This is a genomic window from Bathymodiolus heckerae thiotrophic gill symbiont, assembly GCF_900180345.1.
In the GTDB taxonomy this organism is placed as follows: Bacteria; Pseudomonadota; Gammaproteobacteria; order PS1; family Pseudothioglobaceae; genus Thiodubiliella.
In genome coordinates this window covers 1-16,132 of sequence record NZ_FXLV01000013.1, presented here as the reverse complement: position 1 = coordinate 16,132, position 16,132 = coordinate 1, and the positions used below count along the sequence as shown (strand labels likewise).

Here is a 16,132-nt window from a genome sequence, read left to right as displayed (position 1 = left end):
AAACAAAGATACCATATTTACCTGTTGAAAAAACAAGGATACAGTCAAACTTTTATTGCCAATTCAATGGGTAGAAGTAACTCAACTATTTCTCGAGAATTATCTCGTAATACTGGCAATAGAGGTTATTGCCACAAGCAAGCTAACAATCTTGCTTGTGAGCGACATCAACAGAATAAGCTTACTGCTGAAATTAAGCACTATATCAGTAAAAAACTAAAAGAGTATTAGAGTCCTGAGCAAATCGTGGGACGCCTAGAGTTGGATGAGAAAGTTAAGATCAATACTACAAAGGCACAACATTAATGGAAATCCATAAAGTGTCGAAAGAGGAATTATCTTATTTATTTTAGAAAAGCACCCAAACAAGGCACTCTATCTGACCGCTAATGTACCAAGTGAATTACTTGAACTAATTCTAATAACGGCTCAAAAGAGTATCTTGTACCCCGCCTGCCAGAAGGTTTCGTAACAACTTCTATTAAGCGGTTTTATTTAACAACAATATTAACCAACTTATTTGGCACCACAATCACTTTAATAATGGTTTTTCCGTCGGTGAATTTGGTCACATTTTCATCTGCCAGTGCTTGTGCCTCAATCTGCGTTTTATCGGTATTGGCGTTGAGTATTAACTTGGTACGAAGTTTACCATTAACTTGGACGATAATTTGCACTTCATCTTGAGTGAGTGCAGATTTATCAATGCTTGGCCATGGCTCGTTAATGATGGCTGTGGCGTTGCCTAATGTTTGCCATAAATAATGGCAAAGGTGTGGAGCAATGGGGCTGAGAGTTTTGAGTAAAATGTGGATGGATTCTTGACGCACAGCCATAGAGGCGGCACGGGTATCGTTGAATTTGGAAAGGGTATTGCTGAGCTCCATAAGGGCGGCAATCACGGTATTAAACAGATGCCTGCGATCCATATCATCGGTGATTTTATTCAGGGTTTGATGGGTCTTAAAGCGTATGTCTTTTTGGGCTTTATCAAGGCTATCTAAAGAGCCAATAGTATTGTTTTCTTGGTCTTTTATAAAACCATTAACTAAGCGATAAACCTTATTAATAAAGCGATATGCACCTTCTAATCCTGAATCGCTCCACTCTAGGTCTTGGGTTGGTGGGGCAGCGAATAAGATAAATAAGCGTACGGTGTCAGCGCCGTATTTTTCAATCATTTGTGCGGGGTCTACCGTGTTGCCTTTAGATTTGCTCATTTTACTGCCGTCTTTTAAAACCATGCCTTGAGTAAGTAAGTTTTTAAAAGGTTCGTCATTTTTAATCAAGCCTTCATCACGCAACAGTTTGTTAAAAAATCGAGCGTAGAGCAAGTGTAAAATCGCATGTTCGATGCCACCAATGTATTGATCCACGCCGCCATTATCTAGCCAATAGTTGGCTTTCTGGTCTAGCATTTGGTCGCTATTGTTTTTGCAAGCGTAGCGGGCAAAATACCAAGAAGATTCAAAAAAGGTGTCAAAAGTATCGGTTTCTCGCTGCGCCGCCTCATTGCATTTCGGGCAAGTGATTTGGTAAAACTCAGGCATTTTTTTAATCGGTGATCCAACACCGTCAAAACTCACCTCCTCAGGCAAGACAACGGGCAAGTCGGCTTCAGGTACAGCCACTGAACCACAATTTGGGCAGTTAATGATAGGAATGGGGCAGCCCCAGTAGCGCTGGCGGGATACGCCCCAGTCTCGCAGGCGGTAGTTGGTTTTTTTGTTGCCTAGGTTGTTGTCTGTTAAGGTTTTGGCAATACTATCAAAGGCTTGGTTGAAATTCATGCCGTTAAATATACCCGAATTAAACAGCACACCTTTATCAGTAATGGCATTCTCGTTGATATTTTGTTCTTCATTAATGACTTGTTTGATGATAATAGCGTATTTTTTGGCAAACTCATAATCCCGTTCATCGTGTGCAGGTACGCTCATTACTGCCCCTGTACCGTAGCCCATTAGGACAAAATTAGCAATCCAAATCGGCACTTCATCGCCGCTGATAGGATGTGTGCATTTAAGCCCAGAATCAATGCCTTTTTTCTCCATGGTTTCCATTGAGGCTTCGGTGGTTTGCAGGGTTTTGCACTCGTCAATAAAGACCTGTACTTGTGGGTTGTTTTTGCCCGCTTCAAGCGCAAGCGGGTGTTCGCTGGCAATGGCTAAATAAGTTACTCCCATTAGCGTGTCTGGGCGAGTAGTGTAGACCTCAAGCGCATCAGCAGCTTCTCTAGGGAAGGTAATTTCTAGACCAACGGATTTGCCAATCCAGTTTTTTTGCATGGTTTTGACAGCATCAGGCCAGCCATCGAGCTGGTTTAAGCCACTGAGTAATTCGTCGGCATAATCGGTGATACGCATAAACCATTGTGAGATTTCTTTTTTCTCAATCAGTGCATCAGAGCGCCAGCCCCGCCCGTCAATCACTTGTTCGTTTGCCAGCACAGTTTGGTCAACAGGATCCCAATTAACAATCGCATTTTTCTTATACACCAAGCCTTTTTCAAACAATTTAACAAACAGCCACTGCTCCCAACGGTAATAGTCTGGGTGGCAGGTGGCAATTTCACGCGACCAATCATAGCCAAAACCTAATCGACTTAACTGCTCTCTCATATAATCGATATTTTCGTAAGTCCACTTGGCAGGTGGGACTTTGTTTTTTAATGCGGCATTTTCAGCAGGCAGGCCGAACCCATCCCAGCCAATCGGTTGCAGTACATTTTTTCCCTGCATTTTTTGATAGCGAGAAATTACATCACCAATGCTATAATTTCGCACATGCCCCATGTGCAAACGCCCAGATGGGTAGGGAAACATACTTAAGCAGTAATATTTTTCTTTTGAGGTGTCTTCTACCACTTCAAAAGATTTGTTTTTTTGCCAGTAGTCTTGAGCATCTTGCTCAATTTTTTTTGCGTTGTAGTCTTGCATTATTTTTTATTCCAAAGGTTTTGACTAAATATTCCTAATATGATGATTTTATTACTTGATTTTCTAATATTAAATATGATGATATAGTCTTTAAAAACAAGCTCCCTAACGGCATCATCCTGATGGGGTAAGCTTCGTCTGTGTTGATGTGGATTGCCAGCAATTTTATCAATATCTACTAGCAAGTCTTGATAAAATTTTAAGGCATTTTGTACGCTGTCCAGTGCAATATAATCAACAATATCCCCCAATTATTTTTCAAATTGAAGGGGTTTTTCTGTCATAGTTGAGGCATTAGACGCTGTTTAATTTTGTCTAATCCTTGGTGTAGAGGTGTTATTTTTAGCGTATCTGCCTCATAGGCTTTGATTCTTTTTTGTATCTCGTCCTCTAACTATTCCTCACCCTATACTTTTGGCGCTTTTATTGTTTCCTGTTGCATTTGTTTTTCATAGGTTTCAACTGGCACACAATAAAATGCAGGTTTGTTGTGATTAAGAATTGCCACTGCCTCGCCACCACCACTTCTAACAACCTTCATAGGGTTGGATTTTAGTTCACTAATACTGCTAATATTTGAAGTAAGAATTTGCACAATAAAATACCTAAAAAAAGTTTTATTTTAGTCTATTTACAGGACGAAATAAAGTTATTAAGAGCCAAAGTGCCGACCAATTCATCAATACTGTCGAGCTTGTTATCTGTTAAGTATTGACTGATGCCATCATTAATTTTATGGCACACTAATGGGTTGTAGAATAGCGCTGTACCTATGCCGATAGTGGCTGCGCCTGCAACGATAAATTCAATTGCATCGTTCGCAGTAGTGATACCGCCTTGTCCGATAATTGGTACATTGTGATGCTTGCTGATTTGGTAAACTTGGTGCACTTTTAATAAGGCGATTGGCTTAATGGCAGGGCCTGATAAGCCACCTTGATTGTTGCCAATAATTGGTTTTTTGGTGTTGGTGTCAATTGACATGCCCATCAGCGTATTAATCACTGCCAAGCCATCAGTACCCGCATCAATGCAGCGCTGAGCGCTAAAGGCGATATCCGTTTGGTTGGGCGATAATTTGGTGATAATGGCTTTTGAGGTGTTTTTTCTACAAATATCAACCACTCGGTAAGACATATCTGGGTCGTTGCCAAATGCCACGCCGCCTTCTTTGACATTTGGACAAGAGATGTTAATTTCAATAGCGTCAATATCTGTGTCATCAAAGCGTTTGGTAATTTCGCCATACTCTTCTACGGATGAGCCAGAAATATTGATAATAAAGCGTGTTTCAGATTTATCCAAATTCGGCATAATATCGTTAATCACCATATCCGTCCCTGGGTTTTGTAAGCCAATGGCATTAATCATACCGCTTGGCGTTTCTGTTACCCGATGAGGCATATTGCCGAGGCGAGGCTCCAGCGTTGTGCCTTTGAGACAAATAGCGCCTACATCGGCGTTAGAAAACCCGTCAATCCGTGTATATTCTTCGCCAAAGCCAACACAGCCTGACAAAAGAACAATGGGTGAGTTTAGTTTAAGTCCGCAAAATTCGGTTTTTAGATTTTTCTGCATAGTTGCTATTATACAAAGGTCTTTATTAACCGCTGGGTTAATATGTATTACTGTTAAAATTATGCACCATGAAGGGACTATTTATCAGTGGTAGCGGTACAGATGTGGGAAAAACATTTGTTGCTAGGTGTATTATTTTGGCACTGAATGAGAAATATCGTGTGGTGGCCAGAAAGCCGATTGAGAGTGACTGCATTAAAGTAGCCAACGGACTAATGCCAAAAGATGCCGTGTTATTAAACAACGCTTGCGTAAACCCAGAACCAATTGACAGCGTCTGTCGGTTTAAGTTTGAGGACTGTGTGAGTGGCGAAAAAGCCAGTCTAGATAAAGGGGTTGATGTTAATTTACAGAATTTGATTGGTGCAGTACAGCCAGCTAATAGCGATGATTTTATGATAATTGAAGGAGCGGGTGGGTTGTATTCGCCCATCGCAGAGCAAGTGTTGAACAGTGATTTTGCTCTTGCTCTTGGCTTGCCTATCGTGATTGTAGTGAAAGACGAGCTGGGAGCAATTAATCAGGCACTGTTAAGCATAGACGCTGCTAAAACACACAAACTTAATGTTGTGATGTTGGTTTTAAATCGAATAATACCCAACGATTTGAATAATGCTCAGGCGCTTAATGCCTATACTGATGTTGCTATAGTAACATTCAGTGAGGATAAATTGAACGATTTTAACGCCAAAGTTTTGGCGTTAATCTAGCAAGGTTAAATTAGGTTTTTTGGGGGTAGTTTTTTTGCTTTCAGTTTCGAAGAACATACCTTTGCCATTCTCGCCTGCATAGATTGTTAGCACTGCATTGGTGGGCACATAAATGTCTTGAGATTTCCCGTCAAAACGCGCTTTGAATGAAATTGACTCGTTGTTTATCATCAAAGCACTGGCTGCACTTATGCCGATATTAAGCACAATTTTGTCTTGTTGAATAAAAGGCTTGGGCACAACAACGCCAAATTTTAAGCAATCCACTAAGATGTGCGGGGTGAGCCCACTGTCTTCCATCCATTGGTGGTAGGCGCGAATTAAATAGGGCGTAACCGAAGTCATAGTAGTAAATTTTAAGCGTTGTATTCTTTTTCGCAATCGGTCAAACTTTCTTTGAAGCTTTTTTTTGCAAAGAGACGGCTTGCATAGTCAGTAATCGCCTTTCCAGGCACGCCTAAGTTGATATCAAGTTTCTTGAGGCGCCATAATAGTGCTGCTAAACAGGCATCAACAATTGTCATGTCTTCGCTTTTAAAGAAAGGCTTATACTCAAATAAAGGCACCAATCCAATTAATTGACTTTTAAGGATTTTTCTCGCCTCATTTTCCTCTTGTTTTTTACCAGTTTCGATTGTATTAACCAATTCAAACCAACTGCCAGTAGCCCTTGTAAATCTAAAGATTAGTAAGCGTTTTTCTGATTTTTCAATTGGATCAACGGGTAACAACGGCGGAAATGGAAAACGCTCGTCTAAGTATTCCATAATAACAGAAAGGTCGTATAAAACGATACCACGGTCAAACAAAGTAGGCAGTGTTTGACAAGGGTTAAGTTCTAAAATTTCTTCCGGCATTTGGTCAACTTTTAGGTTGACCACTTTTCTTTCAATGTTTTTTTCTGCCATGATAAAGCGCACTGCGTGTGATTCTATTTCATCGGCAGCAGAATAAAGAATGGTTGATGATGGGTTTGGTTTGGTTAGCATAATTGAGTATCCTTAAAAAATAAAAAACAGCACCCCTTGTATGGAAGCGCTGTTAAATGTATTGACTAATTGTTTAATTAGTCCTTAGCACGCCACTTGCCATATTTCACATCCTTCCAATATTCTTTTTTCATTAAATAAGCAAGGATAAACAAAATAAACAAAAAGCCTATGACTTTGTAGCCTAAATCAACACGCACCAACTTGGCGGGCTCACCAACATAGTCTAAGAAGTTAGTAATATCTCTAACTTCTTGGTCAAAATCTTCAGCCGATTTGTTTTTCTTAAGCTCCCACAAAACATCTGGCATTGAGGCGTTAACCAAAATTTTGTTGTTCACACCAAATGGGCGAGATTTGTCTGCATAAAAACTACGCAAGTAAGTATAAATCCAGTCTGTGCCTTTTGAGCGAGCAACCAAAGACAAATCTGGCGGTGTTGTGCCAAACCATGTTTCTGCGCCCTTTTCTGACATTGATGCAATGATTTTGTCGCCAATTTTTTTGTCGCCAAACATTAGGTTTTTTTCAACATCAGCATCAGAGATGTTAAGGTCTTTGCCAATACGGTTGTAACGCATAAACGAGATTGAGTGGCAACCCGAACAATAGTTCATAAACAATTGTGCACCATTTTGCAATGATTTTTGATCGTTTATGTCAGTGTTTGCATGGTCTAGGTGTACGCTACTGCTAGCCAAAACATTGAATGAAATTGTCAAGCTTGCAAAAACAGATGTTGTAATTGTTAATAATTTTTTCATCGTATTACTCCGTTACCCGTTCAGGCACTTGTTTGGTTTTTCCGATTGAAGTAAACCAAGGCATTAAAATAAAGAAGCCAAAGTAAGTAACAGTGAAAACTCGTGCTAATATAGAATTTACTGGTGTTACTTTCTCCATACCCAGCCAGCCGAGTATAACAAAACTCAACACAAAAACACCCAGTGCGATTTTGTAAGGGTACGAACGGTATCTAATTGATTTCACTTTAGAGCGGTCTAACCACGGCAGTGCCAATAGAATTAACAGTGCTGCAAACATACCAACAACCCCTGGGAACTGCGAGCCAAACATAGGTGGAATTGCCCTTAATACTGAGTAGAAAGGAGTTAAATACCAAAGCGGTGCAATGCGGTCAGGTGTTTTTAATGGATTTGCTTCAATGAAATTAGCGTGCTCTAAGAAGTAGCCATTTAAAGCAGGGGCAAAAAATACCACAGCTGAGAAAAGCATTAAAAATACCACCACACCAACAATATCCTTGACGCTGTAGTATGGGTGGAATGGAATACCGTCTTTTGGAATGCCGTTTTTATCCTTATTTTTTTTAATTTCAACACCATCTGGATTGTTTGAGCCAACGGTATGCAATGCTACGATATGTAAGAATACCAATACCACCAAGATAAGCGGCAAGGCAATCACATGTAATGAGAAGAAACGGTTGAGCGCCGGATCACCAACGGCATAATCACCTAAAATCCATACCAATAAGTCAGGGCCAATAAAAGGCACCGATCCAAATAGTGAAATAATAACTTGTGCGCCCCAATAAGACATTTGCCCCCAAGGCAACACATAACCCATAAAGGCCTCAGCCATTAGTGCGATATATAAAATTATGCCAAGAATCCAAATCAACTCTCGTGGTGATTTGTACGAACCGTAAAGCAAGCCCCGATACATATGCAGGTAAATCACAATAAAAAATGCCGATGCTCCTGTTGAGTGTAGGTAGCGAATCAGCCAACCCCAATCAACATCACGCATAATGTATTCAACTGAGGCAAAAGCATTTGCCGCATCAGGCTTAAAGTGCATGGTTAAGAAGATGCCAGTTACAATTTGCATTACCAATACTAGCATTGCTAATGAGCCGAAGAAATACCAAAAATTAAAGTTTCTTGGTGTGTAATATTCTGCTAAATGCTCATTCCAAACTTTGGTGAGCGGGAATCTTTGATCAATCCAGTTTTTATTATTGTCCATGATTTAATTTACTCCTAAGATGCACTGGTTGTAGGATCAACACCAATTTGAATTAATGAATCAGATACAAAATGATAAGGCGGAATCACCAAGTTTGTTGGCGCTGGCACGCCTGAATAAACACGCCCTGCTAAGTCAAACTTAGAGCCATGACATGGGCAGTAGAATCCACCTTTCCAAGAATCGCCACCTAAATCAGCCGCACCTAACTCTGGGCGGTAAGTAGGTGAGCAGCCTAAGTGTGTACAAATACCCACAATAACGGCAATTTCTGCTTTAATAGCACGATGATTTTCAGTGATATAAGTCGGTTGGTTTGTTTTTGAATTACCTGTGCTGTTAGGGTCGGCTAAATCGCCGTCTAGTGTTTTTAGGTTGGCAAGTGCTTGTGCATCGCGTCTGAAAATCCAAACAGGCTTTTTACGCCACAACACACGAACCAATTGTCCAGGCTCTAATTTAGTAATATTAACATCAATGGGTGCGCCAGCCGCTTTTGCTCTTGCCGAAGGCATCCATGATGATAAAAACGGCACCAATACAAACCCAACGCCAACGGCACCAACCACGCTTGTGGCGTTGGTCAGAAAGCGCCTCTTTTTGAGGTCTATTACTTGTTCAGACATAAAATTAAATCCTTTATTTATAAACTTATGATGAATAAAAACCTGATAATTATAATGTATATTAGCGTTATACGATAGTTAATTCTTAAAATTGACCTTGACAATCACTTTTTCTATGTGTGTGAGGGCTTCTATTTCCCCCAGCGTACTCAGTAAAATAGCATTTTGCTGTTGGGCACGGAAGGCTAGGGCTTGATTGTGGGTAACAAAAGTGGCAACACCTTTGTCAATAGCGCATAACGATAGCGTTCTAAACTGTTCTGGCAGGTGTTCTGACAAGGCTTCATTAAGACGATTTAATACTCTGGCTTGTGTAAATAACTGCCCTAATACACCTTTCGGGGTAAAATTCGATAAGTTTTTTATTTCTTTAGGCATTGTGTTTAAAATTGTAAAGAGCAATATGTATCATAACATCTATGAGAAAATAGAACCATTTTTTGAAATCGTATTTTATAAATATTAATGAGTATTATAAATAAAATTGCTGCCAAAATTGTCGGTTCTCGTAATGACAGGTTGGTAAAAAAACTGGGCAAAATGGTTGCACAGATTAATGCGTTTGAACCTGAGTTGCAGGCTTTAGACGACAAAGCCTTGGGCGCTAAAACGCAGGAATTTAAGCAGAAACTTGAAAATCAAGCGACGCTTGATGACTTATTGCCAGAGACATTTGCGGTCATTCGTGAAGCGTCTGTCAGGGTGTTAGAGCTTCGGCACCATGATGTGCAAATGGTGGGTGGCATGGTGTTACATGAGGGTAATATTGCAGAGATGGGCACAGGTGAGGGCAAAACTTTGGTAGCAACACTACCCGCCTACTTAAATGCGCTGAGTGGCAAAGGCGTTCATATCGTTACTGTTAATGATTATTTAGCGGCACGCGATGCTCGGTGGATGGGCAAGGTGTTTGAGTTTTTGGGCTTGGATGTTGGTATTATTACTTCAGATATGTTGCCAGAAAACAAAAAAGATGCTTATGATTGTGACATTGTTTATGCGACCAACAACGAATTAGGTTTTGATTATTTAAGAGACAACATGGCATTCACTGCTGAGCAAAAAGTACAACATCAGCTTAATTTTGCCATTATTGACGAAGTGGACTCTATTTTGATTGACGAAGCAAGAACGCCGCTCATTATTTCTGGACCAGCAGATGATTATGCCGATATTTACCAGGCAATTAACCAAATGATTCCAAATTTTACCCAACAAACCGAAAGTGGCGAAGGCAAAGAAGTTGTGGTTGAGGTTGCAGGCGACTATACGGTTGATGAAAAACACAAGCAAGTATTTTTGACCGACGATGGGCACACTAAAGCAGAGAATTTATTGATTGATGCCGAAGTTTTATCAGCGGGCAATAGCCTGTATGATGCCAACAATATTTTACTGATGCAGCATATTAATTCAGCACTTCGTGCGCATGTGTTGTTCCACAGGGATGATCATTATATTATTGATGGCGATGAAGTGGTAATTGTGGACGAATTTACGGGTAGAACCATGCCAGGTCGTCGTTGGTCTGAAGGGTTACATCAGGCGATTGAAGCTAAAGAAGGTGTGAGCATCAAAAAGGAAAATCAGACACTGGCATCCATTACTTTTCAAAATTATTTTAGGCTTTATAACAAACTTTCAGGCATGACTGGTACGGCAGACACTGAGGCAGTTGAGTTTCAAACAATTTACAATTTAGAAACCGTGGTTGTACCACCGAACAAACCCTCAGCACGAAAAGATAGGTCTGACCAAATTTATCTCACTTTGGATGAAAAATTAGAAGCAATTGCCAAAGAGGTAGAAAACTGTCAAAAGATAGGACAACCTGTTTTGGTAGGCACTAGCAGTATTGAAAACTCTGAGGCAATTTCAGAATTGCTCACCAACAAGAAAATCAAACACGAAGTTTTAAATGCCAAGCAACACGAAAGAGAAGCGATTATTATTGCTAATGCGGGTGCGATTGGTTCGGTCACGATTGCTACTAATATGGCAGGACGGGGTACGGACATTGTGCTGGGCGGTAAACTAGACGAAAGCGCAACAGAGCAGCAAAAACAGGATTGGCAGGCGCACCACGATGCGGTAATTCAAGCAGGCGGATTGCATATCGTTGGCACTGAACGCAATGAATCTCGTCGTGTGGATAATCAGTTGCGTGGGCGCTCTGGTCGTCAAGGTGATGTGGGTTCAACGCGTTTTTACCTGTCCTTAAAGGACAACTTAATGCGTATTTTTGCCAGCGAAAAAATGGCAACAATGATGCAACGACTGGGCATGGAAAAAGGCGAGGCAATTGAGCATAAGATGGTCAATCGTGCGATTGAAAATGCACAGAAAAAAGTCGAAGGTATGAATTATGATGCACGCAAAAATCTGTTGGAATACGACAATGTGTCAAACGACCAGCGTAAAGTAATTTACGGATTGCGCGATGAACTAATGAGTGTTAGCGATGTGCAAGACAGGTTTATTGCTATTCGAAAAGAGGTAATTGGCGGCTTATTTGGCGATTATATTTCAGCTGCGCAAACTGAAGAAGACTGGGATGTTGAAGGTTTGCAAAATGCGTTAAAATCAGATTATGCGGCAAATTTTCCGCTACAAGAATGGCTAGATGAAGGTGTGGATGTTGATGAATTGGAGTCAAGAATTATTCAGGGCTTGGGACAGATTTGTGATTATAAAGAAGACATCGTTGGCAGTGAGCAGATGCGTAGTTTTGAAAAAGCGGTGATGTTGCAAACGCTAGATCATTTTTGGAAAGAGCATTTAGCGGCTATGGATTACTTGCGCCAAAGTGTCAATTTGCGTGGTTACGCACAAAAAAACCCAGCCCAAGAATATAAACGCGAATCTTTTACGATGTTTGAAGCCTTGCTAAATACGATAAATGTGGAAGTTGTCAAAGCACTTTCAAGTGTGGCAATTAACGAACACACTAGCGCAGAGGATGTAGAACAGCAAAATAATGAAGGCGCATCAGCACAGCATGAAGGGGTTGTAATGGCAGAAACCACAGTTAATGAAGCAACGGACAACTCACAAACTTATCAGCGCAGTGGCGAAAAAATAGGGCGTAACGACCTGTGTCCTTGCGGCTCAGGCAAAAAATACAAAAATTGCCATGGCTGATTATCATATTGGGCTAATGTCTGGCACCAGTATGGACGGCGTGGACGGCGTTGTGCTTGATAAGGATTGTCAAAAAATTATTACCTCAATTTGCCTGCCTTATTCTGCCTCTTTAAAAACACATTTACAGCGGCTTAGTCAAAGTGGAAAAAGCACTTTAGAGCATTTGGCACAAGTAGATATTGAAGTGGCACAACTGTTTGCTAAAACTGCCAATCAATTAATTAAGCAAGCAAGGCTTGATAAAAAAGACATTTGTGCAATCGGCTCACACGGTCAAACTATTTATCATCAAGGTGGCGTGTATTCTATGCAAATCGGACATGGCGCATTTATTGCCGAGCAGACTGGTATTACCACGGTGGCTGATTTTCGACTACAAGACATTGCTGCTGGTGGGCAAGGTGCGCCACTTACGCCACTTTATCATCAGCATATGCTTGATAAAAAAGACGGTGTGATTATCAATTTAGGCGGCATTGCTAACATCACGACTGTTAAAAATAATAAAGTATTTGGGTTTGACACAGGACCTGCTAATACACTGTTAGATGTTTGGATTAAACAAGAAAAAAACCTTGATTATGACAAGGACGGCGTGTGGGCGCAATCGGGTGTTGTCAATAAAACATTGCTAAATATTTTGCTAGAAGATGCTTATTTTCAAGCACCAGCGCCTAAGAGTACTGGGCCAGAGTATTTTAACCTAGGCTGGTTAGGACAACGATTACCCGCCGATTATCAAGCACAAGATATCGCACGCACTTTGCTAGAATTAAGCGCTGTGAGTATTAGCCAACACATTCCAACAGACGCAATCGTCTATTTGTGTGGCGGCGGCGCACATAATTTTCTGTTGGTTGAGCGTTTAAAAACATTAAATCCACAAAGTGCGATAACCACCACTAGCGATTTGGGTATAGACCCTGATTTTGTTGAAGCCGCCGCTTTCGCTTTTTTTGCCAAGCAAACCTTGGAAGGCAAGCCCTCAAACTTACCTTTAGTCACTGGCGCTTGTGGCACACGCATTTTAGGTGGCATTTATCAGTACCAAGGTAGAGGATGTTAAATGCATTAAACACATTGCTCCACACTAGCACAGAAACTGAAATACTGGAATTTAAGACTGCTGAGCAAAATTTTGATAAAAATAAATTGGGTAAATACTTTTCCGCATTAAGCAATGAGGCAAATCTTGCTAATAAAGAATGCGCATGGTTGGTTTTTGGTGTTGATGATAAACACACAGTTTGCGGCACAAAAATTACTGATAGCACTTTAAATGAATATAAGCAGGAGATTGCCAATAACACATCTCCAACATCCAATTTTATAAACACGCATCGGGTTAATGTTAAGGGGAAACAGGTGTTAATGTTACAAATTCCTTCCGCACCAAGAGGCACGCCAGTTGGTTGGAAAGGGCATTGTTATGGCAGAAATGGTTCAAGTTTAAGTGCATTAAATAATCAAGAAAGGGAGCGCATTAGACTGCAAAATCATGCGTTTGATTGGAGTGCAAAAGTTGTTGAAAATGCAACAGTTGATGATCTTTCTGTTGAGGCAATTAGCGAGGCAAGAAAACAATTCAAGGTTAAAAACCCAGCGCTGGAAATAGAAAAATGGGACAATCTCAAGTTTTTAAATAAAGCCAAAGTTACCGCTCAAGGCAAAATTACAAATACAACTATATTATTGCTTGGAAAGGCAGAGTCCGAACATTTTATCAATCCCGCTATGGCAAAAATCAGCTGGATATTAAAAGACAGGGATAATATTGAAAAAGATTACGCACATTTTGGCTGCCCATTATTATTAAGCGTTAATCAAGTTTATGCCAAAATTAGAAATTTAAAATACCGCTATTTGCCTGAAGGCACTTTATTTCCCGATGAGGTAGATCAATTTGATCCATTTATTATCCGTGAGGCATTAAATAACTGTATTGCACATCAAGATTACACATTAAGTGGAAAAATCAACTTAATAGAGTGCGAGGATGGGATTTTGACTTTTGTTAATTCAGGTGCTTTTATCCCTGGAAGTGTGGAAAAAGTAGTGTCAGCAGATGCGCCAGAAACATATTATCGCAACCTATTTTTAGCAAGTGCTATGGTCGGTTTAGGTATGATTGACACTATTGGTAGCGGTATTAAAAAAATGTTTGTTTCGCAAAAAGATAAGTTTTTTCCTTTACCAAGTTATGATTTAGACCATAACCAAGTTAAAGTCAAAATTATTGGCAAAGTGGTTGATGCTGATTATGCGCGCAGACTTGCACAATCAAAAAATGATTTAACCTTACAGGAAATTATTTTGCTGGATAAAGTAGTAAAACACGCACCTTTGTTGAATTCTGAAATTAAAGCACTAAGAAGTAAAAAATTGATCGAGGGACGCAAGCCTAATTTCCATATTTCATCTTTTGTTGCAGAATCAATAGGAGAAAAGCCTGCTTACATTAAATATAGAGGCATTGATAATGAATATTGTCAAAAAATGATACTTGATTTTTTGAGGAAGTTTAAAACTGGAAAGCGGCAAGATTTTGAAGAAATGCTGTTAGACAAGTTGCCCGATGTGTTAAGCAAGCAACAAAAACGCAACAAGGTTCGAAACAATTTACAAAGCCTGAAAAAGAAAAAGAAGATAAAGCCTTTTGGTAAATTATGGAAAATGTCTAACGCTAAAAATTAGACATTGTTTAGACATTTTTTAGACATTTTTTAGACATTTTTTATTAAAAATATTAGTTAAAACAATAGGTTAAACGAATGTCTAAATAAATAAATTTAATTATTTAACTGCTGAGTTGATAAAAATATATAAAGAAAGCCCTAATTTTTTGAGTATAAATATGAACAATAAAACCCTAACTTTAATCAAACCAGACGACTGGCATTTGCATGTGCGCTCAGGAGCAGCGTTAAAATCAGTGGTTGGCATGACGGCGACTCAAATGGGTAGAGCGATTATTATGCCCAATCTCAATCCGCCTGTGACTAATGCCGCTCAAGCAAACATTTATCGAGAGGAAATTTTATCTGCCTTGCCAAAAGACAGTACATTTACGCCGTTGATGGTTTTGTATTTGACGGACAACACTACGCCCAAAGACATCCAAGAGGCGATGGATAATAATGTGGTGGCAGCTAAGTTGTATCCTGCCGGCGCAACCACTAATTCAGACAGCGGTGTAACCAATATTGTTAAACTTTATCCAACATTGGAGCGTATGCAAAAAACGGGTATGCCGTTATTAGTACACGGAGAAGTAACACGAAACGAAGTGGATATTTTTGATCGTGAAGCGGTGTTTATTGACGAGGTATTGAGACAAGTGGTGAGTGATTTTCCTGAATTAAAAATCGTATTTGAACACATTACTACTAAAAACGCAGTTGATTTTGTGCGTGAGAGTAGCGACAATATCGCATCCACCATTACCCCGCAACACCTTTTGAACAATCGTAATGATATGCTAGTCGGCGGTATCAAGCCACATACCTATTGCTTGCCCGTGCTCAAGCGTGCTGAGCATCAAGTGGCGTTGGTTGATGCGGCTATCAGCGGTAATGCTAAATTTTTCTTAGGTACAGATTCTGCTCCACATACCAAACACGACAAGGAATCAGCTTGTGGCTGTGCAGGTGTGTTTTCTGCCCCCCACGCTATTGAATTATATGCGCAGGCATTTGATAAAGCAGGTGCAATGGATAAGTTAGAAGGCTTTGCCTCAAAATTTGGTGCAGATTTTTATCACCTACCTCATAATACGCAAACTATTACGCTTAAAAAACAAAACTGGACTGTGCCCAATGAATTAGAATTTAATGGCGATGTAATTGTGCCGTTTATGGCAACCAAAACACTGAACTGGAGGCTTGAAGCTCCCCCACTTGACTGGACACCAAACTAATATTTTACGCATTATTTTTCTGTATCAATAATCTTTTTTGAGGTTTGCACCCAAGGTCAGGCTACGAAGGAGCAAAGCCCCAACTTGGAACTTGTTCCAAGCCCTAACTTAAGCCTTAAAGGCTTAATGTTAAGTTAGGGAATATTGTTGCGATAAAACCTCTTTTCATAATCATTAGGCGAGTAATAATCAATCGTTGAATGTCGCCTAATTTTGTTATAAAACACTTCAATATATT

Annotated in this window: 15 protein-coding genes and 1 pseudogene; 6 read left to right on the top strand and 10 right to left on the bottom strand. The window is 40.0% G+C overall.

The features are described from left to right. Window positions 1-231 (top strand): helix-turn-helix domain-containing protein (locus tag CRYPD_RS02820; protein ID WP_171004291.1); only part of this gene is annotated, 231 nt, incomplete at its 5' end. A gap of 260 nt (window positions 232-491) precedes the next feature. Here CRYPD_RS02820 and leuS read toward each other — a convergent pair. The 4 genes and pseudogenes from leuS to CRYPD_RS02800 form a co-directional block, all read right to left on the bottom strand. Continuing rightward, the gene (gene leuS / locus CRYPD_RS02815) at window positions 492-2,942 is read right to left on the bottom strand and encodes a leucine--tRNA ligase (protein WP_138146058.1); all 2,451 of its coding nucleotides are present in this window, start codon (window positions 2,940-2,942) and stop codon (window positions 492-494) included. Then, complete coding sequence (locus tag CRYPD_RS02810; protein WP_138146057.1) at window positions 2,939-3,190, bottom strand: type II toxin-antitoxin system RelE/ParE family toxin; 252 nt, start codon at window positions 3,188-3,190, stop codon at window positions 2,939-2,941. The genes leuS and CRYPD_RS02810 overlap by 4 nt, the downstream gene beginning before the upstream one ends. A gap of 185 nt (window positions 3,191-3,375) precedes the next feature. Next, window positions 3,376-3,537 (bottom strand): annotated as a pseudogene (locus CRYPD_RS08435) (type II toxin-antitoxin system Phd/YefM family antitoxin); the annotation flags it as partial. Window positions 3,538-3,566: 29 nt separating this feature from the next. Then, on the bottom strand, window positions 3,567-4,517 hold the full coding sequence (locus CRYPD_RS02800) for a dihydroorotate dehydrogenase (protein ID WP_138146055.1): 951 nt from the start codon (window positions 4,515-4,517) through the stop codon (window positions 3,567-3,569). 68 nt (window positions 4,518-4,585) lie between these two features. On the opposite strand from CRYPD_RS02800, the gene bioD reads away from it, so the two are divergent. Beyond that, window positions 4,586-5,227: a dethiobiotin synthase gene (gene bioD / locus CRYPD_RS02795; protein WP_138146054.1), complete on the top strand. Its 642-nt coding sequence runs from the start codon at window positions 4,586-4,588 to the stop codon at window positions 5,225-5,227. Here the strand turns inward: bioD and CRYPD_RS02790 are convergent. From CRYPD_RS02790 to CRYPD_RS02765, 6 genes are all read right to left on the bottom strand, one after another. Then, a complete protein-coding gene (locus CRYPD_RS02790; protein ID WP_138146053.1) occupies window positions 5,219-5,572 on the bottom strand; it encodes a ClpXP protease specificity-enhancing factor in 354 nt (117 codons plus the stop codon). The two genes, bioD and CRYPD_RS02790, sit on opposite strands and share 9 nt — an antisense overlap. A gap of 11 nt (window positions 5,573-5,583) precedes the next feature. Further along, window positions 5,584-6,216 carry a glutathione S-transferase N-terminal domain-containing protein gene (locus tag CRYPD_RS02785; RefSeq protein ID WP_138146052.1) on the bottom strand — a complete coding sequence of 211 codons (633 nt, stop codon included), beginning with the start codon at window positions 6,214-6,216 and terminating at the stop codon, window positions 5,584-5,586. A gap of 77 nt (window positions 6,217-6,293) precedes the next feature. After that, window positions 6,294-6,980, bottom strand: a complete 687-nt coding sequence (locus CRYPD_RS02780; RefSeq protein ID WP_138146051.1) for a cytochrome c1 — start codon at window positions 6,978-6,980, stop codon at window positions 6,294-6,296. Window positions 6,981-6,984: 4 nt separating this feature from the next. Next, the gene (locus tag CRYPD_RS02775; protein WP_138146050.1) at window positions 6,985-8,208 is read right to left on the bottom strand and encodes a cytochrome b; all 1,224 of its coding nucleotides are present in this window, start codon (window positions 8,206-8,208) and stop codon (window positions 6,985-6,987) included. Between the two features lie 14 nt (window positions 8,209-8,222). After that, window positions 8,223-8,834, bottom strand: coding sequence for a ubiquinol-cytochrome c reductase iron-sulfur subunit (petA, locus tag CRYPD_RS02770; RefSeq protein WP_138146049.1), 612 nt, complete (start codon window positions 8,832-8,834; stop codon window positions 8,223-8,225). Window positions 8,835-8,912: 78 nt separating this feature from the next. Then, window positions 8,913-9,212: a hypothetical protein gene (locus tag CRYPD_RS02765; protein WP_138146048.1), complete on the bottom strand. Its 300-nt coding sequence runs from the start codon at window positions 9,210-9,212 to the stop codon at window positions 8,913-8,915. A gap of 87 nt (window positions 9,213-9,299) precedes the next feature. Here CRYPD_RS02765 and secA point away from each other — a divergent pair, with 87 nt between their 5' ends. From secA to pyrC, 4 genes are all read left to right on the top strand, one after another. Continuing rightward, complete coding sequence (gene secA, locus CRYPD_RS02760) at window positions 9,300-11,975, top strand: preprotein translocase subunit SecA (RefSeq protein ID WP_138146047.1); 2,676 nt, start codon at window positions 9,300-9,302, stop codon at window positions 11,973-11,975. Beyond that, complete coding sequence (locus tag CRYPD_RS02755; protein ID WP_138146046.1) at window positions 11,968-13,044, top strand: anhydro-N-acetylmuramic acid kinase; 1,077 nt, start codon at window positions 11,968-11,970, stop codon at window positions 13,042-13,044. Before secA ends, CRYPD_RS02755 begins: the two co-directional genes overlap by 8 nt. Further along, complete coding sequence (locus CRYPD_RS02750) at window positions 13,038-14,672, top strand: RNA-binding domain-containing protein (RefSeq protein ID WP_138146045.1); 1,635 nt, start codon at window positions 13,038-13,040, stop codon at window positions 14,670-14,672. Before CRYPD_RS02755 ends, CRYPD_RS02750 begins: the two co-directional genes overlap by 7 nt. A gap of 160 nt (window positions 14,673-14,832) precedes the next feature. Next, window positions 14,833-15,894: a dihydroorotase gene (pyrC, locus tag CRYPD_RS02745; RefSeq protein ID WP_138146044.1), complete on the top strand. Its 1,062-nt coding sequence runs from the start codon at window positions 14,833-14,835 to the stop codon at window positions 15,892-15,894. The last annotated feature ends 238 nt before the right edge of the window (window positions 15,895-16,132 follow it).

Coding starts and splice junctions, on each gene's coding strand:
- CRYPD_RS02800 (WP_138146055.1), bottom strand. CDS start 4,517: ATGCAGAAAAATCTAAAAACCGAATTTTGCGGACTTAAACTAAACTCA.
- bioD (WP_138146054.1), top strand. CDS start 4,586: ATGAAGGGACTATTTATCAGTGGTAGCGGTACAGATGTGGGAAAAACA.
- CRYPD_RS02790 (WP_138146053.1), bottom strand. CDS start 5,572: ATGACTTCGGTTACGCCCTATTTAATTCGCGCCTACCACCAATGGATG.
- CRYPD_RS02785 (WP_138146052.1), bottom strand. CDS start 6,216: ATGCTAACCAAACCAAACCCATCATCAACCATTCTTTATTCTGCTGCC.
- CRYPD_RS02780 (WP_138146051.1), bottom strand. CDS start 6,980: ATGAAAAAATTATTAACAATTACAACATCTGTTTTTGCAAGCTTGACA.
- CRYPD_RS02775 (WP_138146050.1), bottom strand. CDS start 8,208: ATGGACAATAATAAAAACTGGATTGATCAAAGATTCCCGCTCACCAAA.
- petA (WP_138146049.1), bottom strand. CDS start 8,834: ATGTCTGAACAAGTAATAGACCTCAAAAAGAGGCGCTTTCTGACCAAC.
- CRYPD_RS02765 (WP_138146048.1), bottom strand. CDS start 9,212: ATGCCTAAAGAAATAAAAAACTTATCGAATTTTACCCCGAAAGGTGTA.
- secA (WP_138146047.1), top strand. CDS start 9,300: ATGAGTATTATAAATAAAATTGCTGCCAAAATTGTCGGTTCTCGTAAT.
- CRYPD_RS02755 (WP_138146046.1), top strand. CDS start 11,968: ATGGCTGATTATCATATTGGGCTAATGTCTGGCACCAGTATGGACGGC.
- CRYPD_RS02750 (WP_138146045.1), top strand. CDS start 13,038: ATGTTAAATGCATTAAACACATTGCTCCACACTAGCACAGAAACTGAA.
- pyrC (WP_138146044.1), top strand. CDS start 14,833: ATGAACAATAAAACCCTAACTTTAATCAAACCAGACGACTGGCATTTG.